The 17,257-nt window shown below is 35.8% G+C and carries 10 protein-coding genes and 2 pseudogenes; 9 read left to right on the forward strand and 3 right to left on the reverse strand.

The genetic code is table 11. The features are described 5' to 3' along the window. Position 1: 1 nt before the first annotated feature. The 7 genes and pseudogenes from pyrE (at position 2) to ACQH2Q_RS03265 (ending at position 12,797) form a co-directional block, all read left to right on the forward strand. Positions 2–598: an orotate phosphoribosyltransferase gene (gene pyrE / locus ACQH2Q_RS03235; RefSeq protein WP_006279657.1), complete on the forward strand. Its 597-nt coding sequence runs from the start codon at positions 2–4 to the stop codon at positions 596–598. A gap of 105 nt (positions 599–703) precedes the next feature. Then, on the forward strand, positions 704–2,533 hold the full coding sequence (gene typA, locus ACQH2Q_RS03240; protein ID WP_265023827.1) for a translational GTPase TypA: 1,830 nt from the start codon (positions 704–706) through the stop codon (positions 2,531–2,533). A 62-nt stretch (positions 2,534–2,595) separates the two neighbouring features. Continuing rightward, positions 2,596–2,841: pseudogene (locus tag ACQH2Q_RS03245) on the forward strand (PD-(D/E)XK nuclease family transposase); the annotation flags it as partial. A 969-nt stretch (positions 2,842–3,810) separates the two neighbouring features. After that, on the forward strand, positions 3,811–6,372 hold the full coding sequence (gene clpB / locus ACQH2Q_RS03250) for an ATP-dependent chaperone ClpB (RefSeq protein ID WP_264339172.1): 2,562 nt from the start codon (positions 3,811–3,813) through the stop codon (positions 6,370–6,372). 27 nt (positions 6,373–6,399) lie between these two features. Further along, entirely contained in the window at positions 6,400–11,142 is a 4,743-nt protein-coding gene (locus ACQH2Q_RS03255; RefSeq protein WP_425383615.1) for an NAD-glutamate dehydrogenase, read from the forward strand. Positions 11,143–11,146: 4 nt separating this feature from the next. Beyond that, positions 11,147–11,443 (forward strand): Sec-independent protein translocase subunit TatB, encoded by a 297-nt coding sequence (tatB, locus tag ACQH2Q_RS03260; RefSeq protein ID WP_010082258.1) that lies wholly within the window; start codon positions 11,147–11,149, stop codon positions 11,441–11,443. Further along, on the forward strand, positions 11,415–12,797 hold the full coding sequence (locus ACQH2Q_RS03265; protein ID WP_425383357.1) for a PleD family two-component system response regulator: 1,383 nt from the start codon (positions 11,415–11,417) through the stop codon (positions 12,795–12,797). The genes tatB and ACQH2Q_RS03265 overlap by 29 nt, the downstream gene beginning before the upstream one ends. A gap of 331 nt (positions 12,798–13,128) precedes the next feature. Here the strand turns inward: ACQH2Q_RS03265 and recO are convergent, their stop codons facing one another. The 3 genes from recO to ACQH2Q_RS03280 all read right to left on the reverse strand — a co-directional run bounded on the left by recO (position 13,129) and on the right by ACQH2Q_RS03280 (position 15,089). Continuing rightward, positions 13,129–13,851 carry a DNA repair protein RecO gene (gene recO, locus ACQH2Q_RS03270; protein ID WP_141456877.1) on the reverse strand — a complete coding sequence of 241 codons (723 nt, stop codon included), beginning with the start codon at positions 13,849–13,851 and terminating at the stop codon, positions 13,129–13,131. A gap of 66 nt (positions 13,852–13,917) precedes the next feature. Beyond that, positions 13,918–14,058 (reverse strand): hypothetical protein, encoded by a 141-nt coding sequence (locus tag ACQH2Q_RS03275; protein ID WP_007548500.1) that lies wholly within the window; start codon positions 14,056–14,058, stop codon positions 13,918–13,920. Then, positions 14,058–15,089, reverse strand: a complete 1,032-nt coding sequence (locus ACQH2Q_RS03280) for a PDDEXK nuclease domain-containing protein (protein WP_341817697.1) — start codon at positions 15,087–15,089, stop codon at positions 14,058–14,060. The genes ACQH2Q_RS03275 and ACQH2Q_RS03280 overlap by 1 nt, the downstream gene beginning before the upstream one ends. Positions 15,090–15,261: 172 nt before the next feature. Here ACQH2Q_RS03280 and ACQH2Q_RS03285 point away from each other — a divergent pair, with 172 nt between their 5' ends. Together ACQH2Q_RS03285 and ACQH2Q_RS03290 are read left to right on the forward strand one after the other, a co-directional pair. After that, positions 15,262–15,858, forward strand: a complete 597-nt coding sequence (locus tag ACQH2Q_RS03285) for a hypothetical protein (RefSeq protein ID WP_425383358.1) — start codon at positions 15,262–15,264, stop codon at positions 15,856–15,858. Positions 15,859–16,068: 210 nt separating this feature from the next. Then, positions 16,069–17,009, forward strand: a pseudogene (locus ACQH2Q_RS03290) (IS5 family transposase). Positions 17,010–17,257: the final 248 nt, after the last annotated feature.

Below are 17,257 nucleotides of genomic sequence, written 5' to 3' on the forward strand. Positions count from 1 at the left end.
AATGATATTAGACGAAAATAACCTAATAATAAAAGAATTTAAAGAAGCAGAAGCAATTTTGCATGGGCATTTTGTTTTATCATCCGGGCTGCATAGTGACACATACATACAGTGTGCGAAGATTTTTGAAAATCCAAGCAGAGCCATGAAAGTTTGCGCATTATTAGCAGATAAAATAAAAAAAGAATTAAATAGCTCCATAGATTTAATATTATCTCCTGCAATTGGTGGAATAATTGTGGGTTATGAGATTGGCAGGCAGCTTGGAATAAAGACAATGTTTTGCGAGCGCGTTAATGGTAAGTTTGAATTACGCCGTGGATTTAAGATCAAAAAGGGTGAGAAAATATTGCTCATTGAAGATGTAATAACCACAGGTAAATCTTCACTTGAAGCAGTGGAATGTGCAGAAGGAGAAGGAGGTAAAGTTGTTGCTGAAGCTTCTTTGATAAAGAGAAATAGTGAAACGAAACTGCCTTTTCCTGTCATATCTTTGATTGAACTGAACATCAAAAACTACAGCGAGGAAGAACTTCCAAGTGAATTAAAACAACTACCCATAACAAAACCTGGGAGTAGGGAATATTTAACAAAGTAATCCTATAATATCTTGGAAACACAGCATTTATACACAGCTTTAGTTATTTACTCCAAGTGTATTTTATGTATACTTATTACTAAATTAATTTTGAAATGATAGAAAATGAACGAATTTAAATCGATCCGAAATATAGCAATAATCGCACACGTTGACCACGGTAAAACTACTTTACTTGATAACATGTTAAAACAAAGTGGCACATTCCGCGAGAATCAAGAAGTTCAAGAACGAGTGATGGATAGTGGTGATCAAGAGCGTGAACGCGGAATTACAATACTTGCAAAATGTACATCAATAATGTGGGGCGATGAAAAGATCAATATTATTGACACGCCAGGGCACGCGGACTTTGGTGGGGAAGTGGAAAGGGTATTGTGCATGGCAGATGGTGTGTTGCTGCTGGTTGACGCTGCAGAAGGTCCCATGCCACAAACAAAATTTGTGCTCTCAAAAGCACTAAAAGCAAATTTGAAGCCAATTGTGATAATCAATAAGGTCGACCGACCAGACAGCAGAATTGATGAAGTATTAAATGAAATATATGAGTTATTTTTTAACCTTGATGCAACCAACGAGCAGCTAGATTTTCCAGTGTTGTATGCTTCAGGTAGAAATGGCTGGTGTGCTAAGGAGCTTTCTGATGAAAGAAAAGATTTAAGCCCATTATTTTCAACGGTTATAGATTATATAAAACCTCCTGTTTATAATCAAAATGCACCTTTTGCTATGTTGGTCACTCTACTTGAGTCTGATAAGTTTCTTGGCAGAATATTGACAGGAAAGGTTTATCAGGGCATTGCAAAAGTCAATTCAGATCTTAAGGTGCTTGACCTCGATGGCAAAGTAATTGAACGAGGAAGATTAACTAAGTTGCTCTCATTTTCTGGCTTGAAACGCATTCCAGTAGAACAAGCTGTGGCGGGAGACATAATTGCAATTGCAGGACTTGAGGAAGCTTCGGTTTCAGATACTATAGCAGCACCAGAAGTTACAACTGCAGTAAGCTCAACTCCAGTTGATCCGCCAACAATGGCGATTACTCTGAGCGTTAATGATTCACCTTTTGCTGGGCAAGAAGGTACAAAGCTTACTTCAACTGCTATAAAGGATCGTTTATATGCGGAAGCAGAAACAAATGTTGCAATTACTGTGACTTTGGCACCAAGCGGTGAAGCATTTGAAGTAGGTGGGCGTGGTGAGTTACAGCTTGGAGTGTTAATTGAAAATATGAGGAGAGAAGGTTTTGAGCTTTCGGTATCACGCCCTCGCGTGTTATTTAAAGAAGAAGGCGGTAAAAAACTTGAACCTATAGAGGAAGTAGTAATTGATGTAGATGATGAATATAGTGGAATCATCATGGAAAAACTCAGCTTCCGTAAAGGTGAAGTAACTGACATGAGACCTTCTGGTAATGGCAGGACAAGATTAACGTTTTTAGTGCCATCAAGAGGATTAATCGGTTATCAAGGAGAGTTTTTAACTGATTCTCGTGGCACAGGCATAATTAACCGTTTATTTCACAGTTATGCTCCACATAGAGGTCCAATTTCTGGAAGGCGCAATGGAGTTTTAATTTCTACAGATAAGGGTGAGGCTGTGGCATATGCAATTTTCAATTTGCAAGACAGGGGAATTATGTTTATTAAGCCACAGGATAAGGTATATTGTGGCATGGTTGTCGGCCAGCATAGCCGTGACAATGATTTGGAGATAAATGTGTTAAAGGGTAAGCAATTAACAAACGTAAGAGCTTCAGGTAGTGATGAAGCTATAAAGCTCACTCCACCAAAGATAATGACACTGGAGGATATGATAGCGTATATAGATGATGATGAATTGGTGGAAGTAACTCCAAAATCTATACGTTTACGCAAGAAATTCCTTGATCCAAATGAACGTAAGCGTGCAGGAAGGGCAAAGAATAAGGAGTAATCAGAGGTTGAACATTTGCGAAAAATAGTGTATAATTATTCGTCTCCTAATTGTATTTAATTATGGCCTTTTCGAAATTTCTCGATCCAAAAAACAATTTCGCGTTCAAGAGAATATTTGGCACTGAGAAAAATAAAGATATTCTCATTCACTTTCTCAATGATATATTGGGCTTCGCTGGCAAAGATGAAATAGAAGAAATAGAATTTCTCAGCACTATCATGGATGCTGAGATTGCCTCTAAAAAACAAAGTATTGTTGATGTTTTCTGTACTGATTCTGCTGGAACCCAGCTAATTATTGAAATGGTGCGACCTGAAAGTCTTCGGTCATATTGTTTAAAAGGAGAGGAATTCCTTCAGAAAGAAACTAAAAGAGTTCTAAAACTTATTAAACCAGATGTTTTGCCATCTGAGTCTACGCATCAGTGCGAATCGGGTAACCGGTTGGTGCCAAGCGATGCGGACAATGAACCTCCTCTTGAAAAAGAAGATGCTCAATCGTGAAAGGAGCATAAACTACAAGCATCATGTGGTTGGAGAGCTAGGCTTAGTGGTATGGTGAACGTAAGTGAAGCTTCATAAGTATCGTAACGATTAAAGAGCTAAAGATGCTGATAAGCTCCGACCAAAAGGTGATGTGACATTTTTCATTTCTGGATGTACGCAAATCACCGGTATAGAGAAGTCACCTAACCCACTGTTGTATGACAGAAGGAACAGGGTAAGCCTGTATTTCCGCCTATATGGCAAGCAAACCGCAAGGAACGCTGATGAAAATGCAGGTAAAGGATAATGGAGAAAGCGAATGCCATTTTGTAACGAAATGTATAGAATTTGTAACATTAATTCGCGTGAAAACGAGCAGATTTCCATTTGGTCCCTCGTGACAAGAAACTTTGTTAACCACTTGAGGTAGAGAAGCAGATGACCTTACCCACAGAAATGATGAAGAAATTAGGAATATTTTTTACAAAAAGGACAATACTAACAAAAGAACTTTATTCTATTTAAAATATAAAGTTACAATAAATTTTCCTGTCATCTCCAAATAAATTACATTAACTTAGTATTGTATATTGTTAATAACTTAAATAATACAACCATTTTCAGCAACAAAAACCAAAGGTCTTGAGATACAAGATATTTGTATGGTTACTATGATAGTTCCTTTTTTAAGAAAGTTTTAAATTTCATACTTAACAATAAGCAACTTTAGGTTTAAATTTATGAAATCAGTTGTTATATACATCAGCAGATACGAATTTAACTGGTGTTATGGACTTAAATAAATTTACCGAAAAAGCAAAAAGTCTAATTCAAAGTGCTCAGATGAAAGCGTTGGGAGCTGGGCATCAGATTTTTATGCCTGAGCATTTACTAAAAGTGATGCTTGAAGATGAATCAGGTTTAGTTCAGGATTTGATAAACGCTTGTGGTGGAAATGTGCAGAGTATTTCCGATGCTGTGGATAGTGCAATAAAAAAGTTGCCAGTAATTGAAGGTCCAGGAAGTGGTGGCCTTCAACTTTCAAGAGAAATAGCAAAAGTTTTTGAAGATTCAATTGGTATTGCAAAGAGAAATAAAGATTCATTTGTTGCTGTCGAGCGTTTACTGCAGGGCCTCACTGCACAAAAAGATGATACTGTAGGCAAAATTCTGGCAGAGAATGGTGTGACTCCACAAAAACTGAACTCAGTTGTTGCAGAAATGAGAAAGGGCAGCAGTGCGGACTCGCCAAACAGTGAGGAAAAATTAAATGCGGCAAAGAAATATACAAAAGATGTTACAGAGCTTGCTATGCAAGGAAAGCTTGATCCTGTAATTGGTCGTGATGAAGAGATTAGAAGAACTATGCAGGTATCACTGAGGCGGACAAAAAATAATCCAGTGCTGATCGGTGAACCTGGTGTTGGAAAAACTGCAATAGTTGAGGGGCTTGCAAATAGAATTGTTGCAAACGATGTACCACTTGGTTTGCATGATGCAAAGGTCTTAGCTTTGGATCTTGGAGCACTAATTGCTGGCACTAAGTTTAGAGGAGAATTTGAAGAAAGGTTAAAAGCAGTTATTAATGAGCTTTCGAGAGCGGAGGGAAAAGTTATCTTGTTTATAGATGAGCTTCATACTTTAGTTGAAGCAGGAGCAACAAGTGGTGCAATGGATGCCTCGAATCTGCTAAAGCCTGCTCTTGCGCGTGGAGAAATTCGCTGTATAGGAGCGACAACTTTAGATGAATATCGTCAGCATATAGAAAAAGATCCTGCACTTGCAAGGCGTTTCCAGCCCGTGTTTATTTCTCAACCAACTGAAACTGATACCATTTCAATACTCAGGGGTTTGAAGGAAAGATATGAGGTGCATCATGGTATAAGAATTACAGACGGTGCAATAATTGCTGCTGCAACGTTGTCCAATAGATATATAACAGATAGGTTTTTACCTGATAAAGCAATTGATTTGATTGATGAAGCAGCAAGTAGGGTGAGAATTGAAATGGATAGCAAGCCTGAAGTTATTGATGAACTTGAGAGAAAGGTTATACAGCTAAAGATTGAAGCAGAGGCTTTAAAAAAAGAAAGTGATGAAAATTCTAAACAGCGTTTAAAAAAGATAAATGAAGAGATCGAAAATCTAAACAGTAAATTTGCTGACTTGAACAGCAAATGGCAGATGGAAAAGAATAAAATAGCTAGAATACAAGAAACAGCCGAAAAATTAGATAACGCTAGAAAAGAGCTGGAATTGGCTCAGCGGAGTGGAAATTTAGGAAAAGCAGGAGAGCTGATGTATGGTGTGATCCCTCAGCTTGAGAATGAATTAAAAAATCAGGAAAAGGTTACTGATAGTTTCTTAAAGAAAGAAGTGACTGGAGATGATATTGCAAACATTGTTTCAAAGTGGACAGGAATTCCAGTTGATAATATGATGCATAGTGAAAAGGAAAAACTCCTTAACATGGAGAATGAAATAGGAAGAAGAGTAATAGGGCAGAAAGATGCAATAGAAGCGATAAGTAATGCAGTTAGGCGCTCCCGCTCTGGGGTGCAAGATACTAATCGACCTTTTGGTTCATTCTTATTCTTAGGCTCAACCGGGGTTGGTAAAACCGAACTTGCGAAAGCCTTAGCTGAATTTCTGTTTGACGATCAATCAGCGCTTCTGCGTTTTGATATGTCAGAATATATGGAAAAACATTCTGTTTCAAAGCTAATTGGCGCGCCTCCAGGGTATGTTGGCTATGAACAAGGTGGCAGATTAACTGAAGCGGTAAGAAGAAGGCCATATCAGGTTATTCTGTTTGATGAAATCGAGAAAGCAAATCCAGATATATTTAATCTATTGCTACAGATCTTGGATGAGGGGAGACTCACTGATAGTCATGGTAAATTAATTGATTTTCGCAACACCATACTGATTTTAACTTCTAACCTTGGCGCTGAGATAATGCTAAAAGGGAATGTTGATTCTGTAAGAAATGAAGTGATGCAAATAGTTAAATCAACATTTCGTCCAGAATTTTTAAACAGGCTGGATGAAATTATTATATTTCACAGTTTAACCAGAGATGACATCTATAAAATTATAGATGTTCAATTTTCTTATTTACAAAAAACACTTGCTAAGCGTAAACTGAGTATAAGTTTGTCGCAGGAAGCTAAAGAACTAATAGCACAAACTGGCTATGACCCTGAATATGGAGCAAGGCCCTTAAAAAGGGTTATACAAGAGTGTATTCAAAATAATTTAGCTAAATTAGTTTTATCAGGGGAAGTAGTAGAAAATGATGAGCTAATAGTGTACGCTCTTGATAATGAAATCTTAGTTAAAAAGGTTTAAGTTCACTGTGTATTTTTGTTAAAAAAAATGTGTATAGATCATAATGTTGACACTGAGTCTTTATTTAAGCTAGCTGATCAAGAAAATCAGCAAGATAAAGAAAAAATTAAAAAATTCATTAAGTATTTTTATAGTTTTGTTTATAAAAGCGACCTAAAAGCCAATGATAAGTTTTTGCTATATATTGTAAACGATGCTTACAATTTTGTTTCTCAAAAAGAGAAAGATGAAAGTAAGTTAGTAGTAAGCAATATAGATGATATACCAGGAATAGAAGGCGATTTTACCACGATTAAGATAACAAACGATGATATGCCATTTTTGGTTGATTCTGTTATTGCAACTATTAAATCGCACGATTTAACCATATGCTATTACAGCAACAGCATAATTAACATTAAAAGAAAAGATGGCCTAATAGACGAGATTTACTCTTTGGAAGAAAGCAATGGAGTCAAAGAGTCAGTCATATATGTAATTATCAAAGGTATAAGTGACAGCTTTGTTGATACATTAAAAGAATCTCTACAGAAAACGCTGAAAGCGGTTAATTGCGTTGTGAAAGATTGGCACTTAATGCTCAAGAAACTTGATGAGGCAAGTCTTTCTGTCATCCCAGCTGGGATCCAGGAAAAGGACACGTGGATTCCAGTGTCACGCACTGGAATGACACCAGACCGAAATCAAGAGCAAAAAGATTTTCTAGTTTGGTTAAAGAATAATAATTTTGTATTTCTAGGTTATCAAGAATATATTGCTGGTAAAGATGAAAAACTCGTCTGTGATGGCAAAAAGGACCTTGGCCTGATGAGAGTAGGTCAAAGTACGTTGATTCCTTCTGCAAACCTTGATTCCCTATACATATTGAGATCAGATCTAATCTCAATAGTCCATCGGCGTACATACATGAATTGTATAGGAGTAAAAGAATTTGATGACCAGGGTAATGTAGTAAAGGAACGGCGTTTTTTCGGGCTATTTACTTCTGTAGCGGAGGTCCAAGATATTCGAACTATTCCAATAATAAAAGATAAAGTTAAAGTTATAGAAAAAAATGCAGGATTTGTAACCGGGGGCCACAACAATAAAGCTTTGATTTCTATTTTGCAAGTGTTCTCTTGTGATGAATTATTCCAATCAAATGAAGACGAATTATTTAAAATTTGCATTTCGATCATGTCTCTTGCGATTAGGCCAAGGGTCAGATTATTTTTAAGAAGAGTCGGGGATTTTATTAGTTGCATAGTGCTGATACCGATGCGTTATGCTAGCGCTAGGCTAATGTTCAAGATACGTGACATATTGAAGGATGAGACAAGTGCAGGAAGTTCAGATATTTATAACAATCACATTATCAATGAATATGATTTGATGAAATTGCATGTAGTGCTAAAGACCAAAAATGCTAGCGTTCTTGATGATGAAGTTTTGCGTATCGAAAACAAATTAAGAAACATTACAGAAAAGTGGGAAGATCGTTTTATAGACAATTTATACAATACTTTTAGCACTGTTGAGGATATATTCATCCGTTATTGCAAGGCATTTCCAATAAGCTATCAAGAGAGTTTCGAACCTCATGACGCATATTACGATATGAAAAAATTGGAGATAGTGAGGAAGAAAGGAGTTAGCGAGGTCGATTTAAGACTTACTCGTGATAATCTTAATTATCAATTAAAGGTTTATACTCCAAACAATGGAGGCCTTGAATTATCGAAGATATTAAGGATCACTAAGAATTTGGGAGCTAAAATTCTATCTCATAATGGCTATTACATAGAAATTAACGGTGGAATATGGATACACCATTTTGTGTTGTCAAGAGTCGATGAATTAATAGACAACATTACTCTAAAAGAGCAATTTGAAATAACACTTGCGAAAGTGTTTAGCAAGGAAATTAAAAATGACTATTTCAATAGTTTGATCATTATTGCTGGGCTCAAGTGGAAGGAAGTGCTTCTGATTAGAGCGCTAAGTGCCTATCTAAAGCAGACGTCATTTAACTACAACCCAGAATATATCCAAAAGGTAGTCTCAGAGTATCCAAAAGTAGTAAAGTATTTGATACAACTATTTCATGCAAGATTTGATCCTAACATAGACATTGATAGAGCAGAAACTACAGACATTGTCAGAGAAAAAATTGAGGAACTTCTAAAAGAGATCAGCAATGTTTCACATGATTACGTTTTGCGCTCGATATTTAACTTGATAATGGCTATTTTAAGGACCAGTTATTATCAAGATAATAAACCCTACTTATCCATAAAATTTGACTCAAGTAAAGTGAATGGTTTGCCTGATCCTCGTCCGTATCGTGAATTATATATTTATTCAAACCTTTTTGAGGGAATACATCTAAGAGGAGGGAAATTAGCCCGTGGTGGCTTAAGGTGGTCGGATAGGACGGAAGATTTTCGCACTGAAGTTTTGGGGCTCATGAAAGCTCAGATGACAAAAAATGCGGTTATTGTCCCTGTTGGCGCAAAGGGTGGGTTTGTAATTAAGCAAGTTTATAAAGACAAAGATACTTTAAGAGAGAAAAGTGTTGAGTGCTATAAGAGTTTTATTAGAGGAATGCTTGATATTACTGATAACGTGGTTGATGGTGAAATAATTCCACCAGAGAATGTGATTAGGTATGATGAAGACGATCCATACTTGGTAGTTGCAGCAGATAAAGGCACTGCTTCATTTTCTGATTATGCCAACCAGATAGCCTCTGAATACAATTTTTGGCTTGGCGATGCATTTGCATCTGGTGGATCAGCAGGTTATGATCACAAAAAAATGGGTATTACAGCCAAAGGTGCATGGATTGCAGCACAGAGGCATTTTTGGAAAATGAATAAGGATATTTACCAGGATGCAACTGTTATTGGAATTGGGGATATGGCTGGCGACTTATTTGGAAATGGTATGCTGCTTTCAAAAAATATACATTTAATCGGCGCATTTAACCATATGCATATTTTTGTTGACCCAAACCCTGATGCAAAAAAGAGTTTCACAGAGCGTAAACGTCTCTTTGAGTTACCATTTTCAACTTGGATGGATTATAATAAAGATTTGATTTCTAAGGGTGGAGGAGTATTTGAGCGTAGCAGTAAGCAAGTAAACATTTCTCAAGAAATAAAAAAGTGCTTTGATATAACAGAAGATATGCTACCTCCAAGTGATTTGATTAGATATCTATTGAAAGCAAAAGTGGACTTCATATGGAATGGAGGAATCGGCACGTTTGTTAAGGCAAAGAGTGAAAATCATAGCATGGTCGGTGACAAAGCAAACGATGAGTTAAGAGTGAATGGTAAAGATATTAGAGCTTCTATGTTTATAGAGGGTGGAAATCTTGGTTGTACACAGTTTGGAAGAATAGAATATGCTGAAAAAGGTGGATATATCAATGCAGACTTTGTTGATAATTCAGCCGGAGTGATATGTTCGGACCTTGAAGTTAACATTAAGATTGTATTTGTTTCAGCTATGAAAGCAGGGGGTATTTCTTTAGAAAAAAGGAATGAAATACTGGCAAGTATGGTGGATGAAGTTGCATCCAAAGTGCTTGAGAACCACAACAAAATTGAAACAAAAGCATTACTTCTTGAGTGTTTGCAAGCTAAAGAGAGATTGGAGCAGCACCACAGGTTACTGCTCAGTTTAGAAAAATCTGGGCTGTTAAACCGAAGCGTAGAATTTCTTCCAACTGAAGAAGAGATAGCAAGGATGTTAACTGGTGCAGAAGGTTTCAGTTCTCCTCAGCTCTCTGTTCTAATGTCTTATGCTAGAACAGCAATAAAAAATGAAATTATACATTCCGATCTGTCTGAAAAAGATCTTATATCTCATGACTACTTGCTAGGTTATTTTCCTAAAAAGATGGTAACAAAGTTTAAGGATTTCATATTAAAACACCAACTTCGTAGAGAAATTATCTCTACTTGCATTGCAAATGATGTAGTGAATAGAATGGGCTGTATATTCATCAATAATTTGGCTGAGAACACTGGAATTAAGATACAAGAAGCGGTTAACATATATATTGTTGTTAACCACCTGTATGATTTAAACAGCCTGTGGCAGAAAATTGATGAATTGGATGGAAAAATTGATGTTAACTCATACTTACAAATAGTGAGGAACGTGCAGAAATTTATTGGCAGAGTATCATTTTGGCTAGTGAAAAATCTTGGCAAGCTTAGCTTTGTAGAATTGGATGATGTTACAAAATTTAAAGATGCAATTGAAACTTTAGGCCAGAACTTAACTGATGTTTTAGATGAACACCTATTAAAGATCTATAGCCATGGATCAACTTCTTTAGTAGAACTTAATATAAATAAAGATCTAGCAAAAAAAGTTGCTGATCTATGCGTTCTTGCTTATGCACTGGACATTATATCTGTTGCTGAACAGACATCTTTGTCCATTCTTGATGCTGGTAAAATATACTTTGAGTTAAAGTCGCTGTTAAGATTCGATCTGATTAGAACAATTGCCATCAAGATGAAAAGCCGCTCTTCTTATTGGGATCGCAGCTTAGTTAATGATTTATTGGACGATTTAAGCAATTACCATCACAAGCTAGCTGTTAAAGTCATAAAAGCTACTGATAACCCCGAAGATAAGGTTCAAACCTGGGCTTGTGATGATAAGGACTACATAGAACGTTATAATAGTTTTTTAGATGAGATGGTTGCTTCTAAACTTGATTTAAGCAAATTAATATTTATAATCAGAAGGATTAAAGTACTTGCTTCATAGGAAAATGTTCAATATAGGTCTTTCAGAAATTTTAGTTGTAGCTTTAGTGAGCATAATTGTTCTTGATAAAAATAAGGTACCTGTATTTATTGATTTTATTAAGACTATATATAGGTATTTTACAATTGTAAGGTTAAAAGCCAGAAGGTTATTGAAGGATGCCGGAATTGAAGACTTATATAAAGAGTGTAATACTGAGAAAGTAAATTACATAGTTGGTAAAAATGGTAAGCTTTATCCTACTTACGATATAGATAATACATCTAAAGATAATGACAGCGAAGATTCTGGTAGTAGATGATGTACTACCTAATGTCAAGCTTTTAGAAGCTCGACTAAAAGCAGAGTACTATACGGTTATCGTAGCTCATGATGGTGAAGAAGCTATAGATTTAGTAGCAAAGCAGCAGCCTGATATTATATTACTTGATATCATGATGCCAAAGATGAATGGCTTTGAAGTTTGTAAGGAGCTAAAGAGTGATCCCTTGACAACCCATATTCCAATAATTATGGTAACTGCGCTGCATGATACTCATGATAGAGTGCAAGGTATTAATGCTGGCGCGGATGATTTTCTGACTAAACCAATAAACGAAACTGCTTTATCTGCACGAATTAAGTCTCTCACACGCTTAAAGATGATTATCGATGAATTGCGTTTGAGAGGAGAAACTAACGCTGAGATTGGTGGAGTCGCAGGAAACAGTATTATGGATTATTCCAATCAGATTTTTGATGCTAACATACTTGTTATAGATGAGGATGTTCATCAAGCAGAGCAGATACATAATATATTAAAGCAACGCTTTAGGTCAATTAAAATACTGAGTGATCCAATGGAAGCATTGAAGGTTGGTATTGAGAATGGTTACGACCTGATCATTTCTGATATGCAATTTTCAAAAACTGACGGCTTGCGTTTGTGTTCTGAGTTTCGTAGTAAGGTGGAAACACGTTATACACCAATTCTGATTCTTTCTGAGGATTATGATAAAAACAATTTAGTAAAAGCACTTGATGTAGGTGCTAATGATTATTTAACAGTACCTTTGGATGAGGGTGAGCTAATAGCAAGGGTTAATTCGCAAGTAAAACGCAAAAGATATCAAGATGCCTTGAGAATGAATTTATTTAATAATGCGGAAATGTCTATAAAGGACCCATTAACTAACTGTTATAATAGAAGATATTTTGATGCACACTTAAGAAACATTGTTAAGGACTCTGTGGAAAAGGATAGAAGGTTGTCTCTTATGATACTTGATATAGACTATTTTAAGATAGTGAATGACAGTTTTGGGCATAGTGCTGGAGATGAACTTTTAAAGCAAATACAGAAAAGAATTTCTGAAAATATCAGAGTGACAGATTTACTAGCTAGGTTTGGTGGTGAGGAGTTTGTTGTTGTAATGCCAGATACCAATGTATCAGATGCGTATACTATTGCGGAGAGAATACGAAAAATTATTGCTAAAGAACCTTTTGTACTTGCGGATAAAAATACAACCCATAATGTAACTGTGAGCATTGGAATTGCAGAAATGCAAGGATCTGACTTTGATGATATTAAAAAATTTATAGTACGTGCCGACAAATATTTATATAAAGCAAAAAACAGTGGTAGAAATAGAGTGGTTACTGGCTATAGCTAAAGTGGCTTAAGTTTACCGACAACCGTCATTCCGCTACTCGTTAGCGGAATCTATGCTGAGATACCGCGCACAACTGTACGAACGTTGTAGTTTGGGAGCAATTCCCACCAGTGGGATGTCATCCCAGTGCCCAGACACTGGGATCCAGCTTCTATGCAACTTAATTAAAAACGTTTGTTTTAGCGTAAGACAACTACCTTTAGCTCATCAGCTCAGTTATAAGCAAAATTTCTGGATTCCAGTGTCAAGCACTGGAATGAATCGCGGTATGACGTGTTGCTTGGGTTAGCTATAGATTTCTGAAATGATTTCAAAAAAATGATAACTAAGATTAAAGCGACAACATGAGGTTTCTCAGCTCTGGAAATTTCACGTTTAACTGCAAAAATAGATACTTATTTAAAAAATATCCTGTGACTTTCAGTCCTAACTGAAATTCTTGGAATGAGTAGCTGTTTTGTAGGGTATTATTGTATACATCATGCAACATTTGTGGAAAAGGTAGGAGTTTATCTGCATAATAATCTCCTACTTTTTTTGACACTGCTCTACCAGTTTTTGGAGAAATAAATTGCAGATTTTCCTTAACACCTGTTACAGCGCATTTGGATAAGTCTAACTTGAATCCCAATTGCGTAAGAAGCAGAAGCTCTAAGTTAAGATAATGGCTTTGCCAAGACTGATTGTTGTGTTTAATTACATCGATGAAATATCGAAAATTGTCATACAGCACGGCACAGGGTTCACTTTCTGGAAGCACTTTTTCTAAAATAGAGGAGAAAGAAACAATAGTAATGCTTTTTAACCTATCTTGAAAGAAATGATGGAATGGAGATTCGATTAATTCGCACTTAAAAAAACCTAGATTTTCAGGTAACTTAGCACTCCATTCTGCATGTAATAGATTACTTATCTGAAACTTATAATTGCTATTGTTTGTTAGCTTAGTTAATCCCCTGCGCTTTCCATGATTTTTTGTAAACAGAGAAAGAATTAAGTTTTTATCGCCGTATTTTTTAGCAGCTATAATGATGCCTTCATCTTTCCATCTCATTTAGAGTGTATTGACCGTATGATATATAGGATAGTGCACCTAGAGCGTGTAATCCATAAAAATCACTTACTCCGTTACTGTTTGCTTCCAAAGTTTCAAGGCTATGAGAGAGTAAGTTATTGGCTGCCACTCTTCTTCCTGAGCCTGATGCATTTCATACTGAGCTTTTGGTTTGCTAAATAATTGTTTGAATGATTTTAGTAACATTACTTTTCCTCGTCTGAAATTTTGGATAATTCAGCTTCTAATTCTTCTATCGTCGGTAAAGCTGTTTTTATGTTCTCTGGTAGATTTTCAGTTATTCGATATTCTGCTAGCCCTATTGGCTTGTTCATGTCTCGGAGTGTATATTTAGCAAGTACATCGTCTTTAGATTTACATAAGATTAACCCTATAGAAGGTTGATCTGTCGAGTGCTTCAGTAAATCATCAACTGCAGAAAGATAAAAATTCATTTTACCAGCATATTCCGGCTTAAAATCCTTATCTTTTAGTTCAATCACTACGAAGCAACGTAACTTTAAATGATAGAATAATAAATCAATATAAAAGTCTTTATTACCAACATCTAAATGAAATTGTCTACCAACAAATGCAAATCCTTCACCGAGTTCTAACAGAAATTTTTCCATATGCCCTACGAGTCCTTTTTCTACTTCTCTTTCATGAGCATCCTTACCTATACTTAAAAAATCAAAAATATACGGATCTTTTAATGTGTAATGTGCTAGATCGGATTGTGGAGATGGTAATTTTTCTTTAAAATTAGTTATTGCTTTTCCTTGACGTTTATGTAGTCCAAGTTCTATCTGCATCACCATAATGTTACGTGACCAGCCATGTTCAATAGCTTTTTTTACATAAAATAATCTTATTTCATGACTTTCTATTTTTTCCAAAAGAGTGATATTGTGATACCAAGTTAATTGTGCAAGAGGCTCCTGCACAAATTCAACATCAGGATATTCTTCGGCAAACTTACGCATATACTTCAGATTTCTCATGCTAAAGCCTTTCATTTCTGGAAATGTACTTCTCAAATCCTTACTTAATTGATCAATTACCTTAGCTCCCCAGCCGTGTTCTCTTTGCCGTTTTAAGATTTCTGTTCCAATATAATGGTAGAGCAAGATAAGCTTACTATTTACTGCAAGCGCTGCCTTATAACGGCTTGTTGCAATACGATCTTTCAACTGCTCTAAAAATTCTGTATATTCTTTTGCTATAATTCTTGTCATAGGATTCCTTTTAATCCATTATACAATTCCTTTGTCTGTCGAGAAGACAATCTTTCTCTTGCCTGCAACTTTGAAGGGATTCCTTATTTACTTCAAACTTGTCCATCAACTAAAATATATTGACTTTACGTGCAATATTAGCTTTAAACCAGTAAAACAAGCTGCTTAACATATGCGTTTTTTCTATTCTAATTATATTCTTTTTTTGTCTTTATGTTGTTTTTTGCTTTTTTCGTTATCTTCAACAAAAGCCCAAACGAATGATACGTTAGCTGTTCCTATACCACAAAGGAAAAAAGAAATAGTTGAGCACACTGTTGTAGCACAACCGAGGCAAATTATCGAAATGCAAGAAGAATTCATTCCTGTTCCAAAAAGAAAAAAAAGTGTAGAGAAGAAACTAAGAAGGGATGTCAGAGAGGCAAAGAATGAAATAGGAAACGAAAAAAGCGTTGAGAGCAAAAAGGATGAATTAGTTGTAACAGAAATTATTAACTCTATAAGAGAAAAGCTCACAAAATGCTGGAGCATTCCTGAAAGCATAGCTTACAAAGAAAATTTTAATATAAAAATTAACTTATTGTTATCCAGTCAAGGCGAGATAATTATGGCGGATGTAGCAGACAGTGATTCCTATCGAAATAATCCACTTTTCAGGTCGATAGCAGATAATGCAATGCGTGCAGTATATAAATGTAGCCCATTGACCGGCTTGCCTACTCAGCACCACCACATTTGGCGTGAAGTAACACTAGATTTTATTCTATAGCTAAAGTAATTCTATAATTTAATAAGCCCACTGTATCCGTTCAGGATAGCAGCAAGGTAGTATAACCATAGAGTAAAAGTGAGTTTACAACAAATGGTGTCATCCCAGTGCTTGACACTGGGATGGCTTTGTTGCATAGCAACTGAAAAAATCTGGTGGCTACTGACAAAATTCATTATAAAATAGCCATTTAACCTTGAAAGAAAAAATATGCCACAAAAAATGAGGGTCAGTAACCATAGCGAATATAACAAATTTCTAGAAAAAAGAGGAAATATTTTTCATTATATCAACGAAGCCATAGAAAAGTGGTACGAGAATGGTCCAAAAATACCAGGTGGCAACAATATTTATAGCGATAAAGTTGTAATTTTGGTGCACATAATAACTTGTTTATTTAGAATAGGCCTGAGGCAAACAGTTGGGTTTATAGCAGGATACCTTGAGCAAATTGGGAAAAATCTGCAAGTTATCAGCTATTCACAATCATCAAGAAGGTTTAAGAAACTCAATATTAAGATCAATGATTGCAGAAAATAATATGGAAGATATCGAAATTGCTATAGACAGTACAGGAATTAGTATATACAACAACACTCCTGGTCATAGCAAAGAAAATAGCGAAGATAGAAAGTATCGCAGCTATGAACAGACAAGAAAATTGCATGTAATGTTGAATACAAACAGCAAAAAAGCCATAGCTGTAAAATACAGTAACGGCTGATCACTATGGAGCTTGTGATTTGCTAAAAGAAGTCGATTTTCAGTATGTCATAAAAGTACTATATGCAGATAGGGCATATGACAGAGAAAAGCTCTATAAGCTGTGTAATCAATATGGTATAAAAACGAAAATTCCTCCGAAAAACAACGCAGCAGAGCATCCAAAGTTAGACTATATGGCTGAGAGAAATGCTGCAATTAGACTAATAAAATCATGCAGCGAAGATGGAATGAAGAGGTGGAAAAGGCAAACAAACTACGGAAAAAGATCTTATATAGAAAGTTTTTTCTCGCGACTGAAACAAACATTCGGGTTTAGTTTTAGGAATAAATCTGAGACAAATAGAGAGAAGGAACTACTTGTTAAATGCTATTTGCTCAATAAGTTCACTGATATTGGTATGGCTAAATTTGAGATAGCTTCATAAATTTATTGTGCGTTACCTACTATCCGAAGAGCGATGCAACAAAGCCCACTGGGATCCAGTTTTCTTTACAAATTCACCAAAAGTGCTTCATTCTATAACGCAAAACCCATACTTACCAAACCCAATGCATTACTTGCAATTAAGTTTCCTGGATCCAAGTAGTCTGGGCACTGCCGTCATAAAGGAACTAGTGTCAGCTACTTTCATGACACCCTTCTGGTAGGCCCAAATCGCAATGTTCGTACAGT

The organism is Wolbachia endosymbiont (group A) of Melieria omissa, assembly GCF_964031125.1.
In the GTDB taxonomy this organism is placed as follows: Bacteria; Pseudomonadota; Alphaproteobacteria; order Rickettsiales; family Anaplasmataceae; genus Wolbachia; species Wolbachia pipientis.

Bases quoted from the DNA above. Each gene is read 5' to 3' on its own strand.
- ACQH2Q_RS03255 (WP_425383615.1), top strand. From the start codon at position 6,400: ATGTGTATAGATCATAATGTTGACACTGAGTCTTTATTTAAGCTAGCT.
- ACQH2Q_RS03265 (WP_425383357.1), top strand. From the start codon at position 11,415: ATGACAGCGAAGATTCTGGTAGTAGATGATGTACTACCTAATGTCAAG.
- pyrE (WP_006279657.1), top strand. From the start codon at position 2: ATGATATTAGACGAAAATAACCTAATAATAAAAGAATTTAAAGAAGCA.
- typA (WP_265023827.1), top strand. From the start codon at position 704: ATGAACGAATTTAAATCGATCCGAAATATAGCAATAATCGCACACGTT.
- ACQH2Q_RS03285 (WP_425383358.1), top strand. From the start codon at position 15,262: ATGCGTTTTTTCTATTCTAATTATATTCTTTTTTTGTCTTTATGTTGT.
- tatB (WP_010082258.1), top strand. From the start codon at position 11,147: ATGTTCAATATAGGTCTTTCAGAAATTTTAGTTGTAGCTTTAGTGAGC.
- ACQH2Q_RS03275 (WP_007548500.1), bottom strand. From the start codon at position 14,058: ATGTTACTAAAATCATTCAAACAATTATTTAGCAAACCAAAAGCTCAG.
- ACQH2Q_RS03280 (WP_341817697.1), bottom strand. From the start codon at position 15,089: ATGACAAGAATTATAGCAAAAGAATATACAGAATTTTTAGAGCAGTTG.
- recO (WP_141456877.1), bottom strand. From the start codon at position 13,851: ATGAGATGGAAAGATGAAGGCATCATTATAGCTGCTAAAAAATACGGC.
- clpB (WP_264339172.1), top strand. From the start codon at position 3,811: ATGGACTTAAATAAATTTACCGAAAAAGCAAAAAGTCTAATTCAAAGT.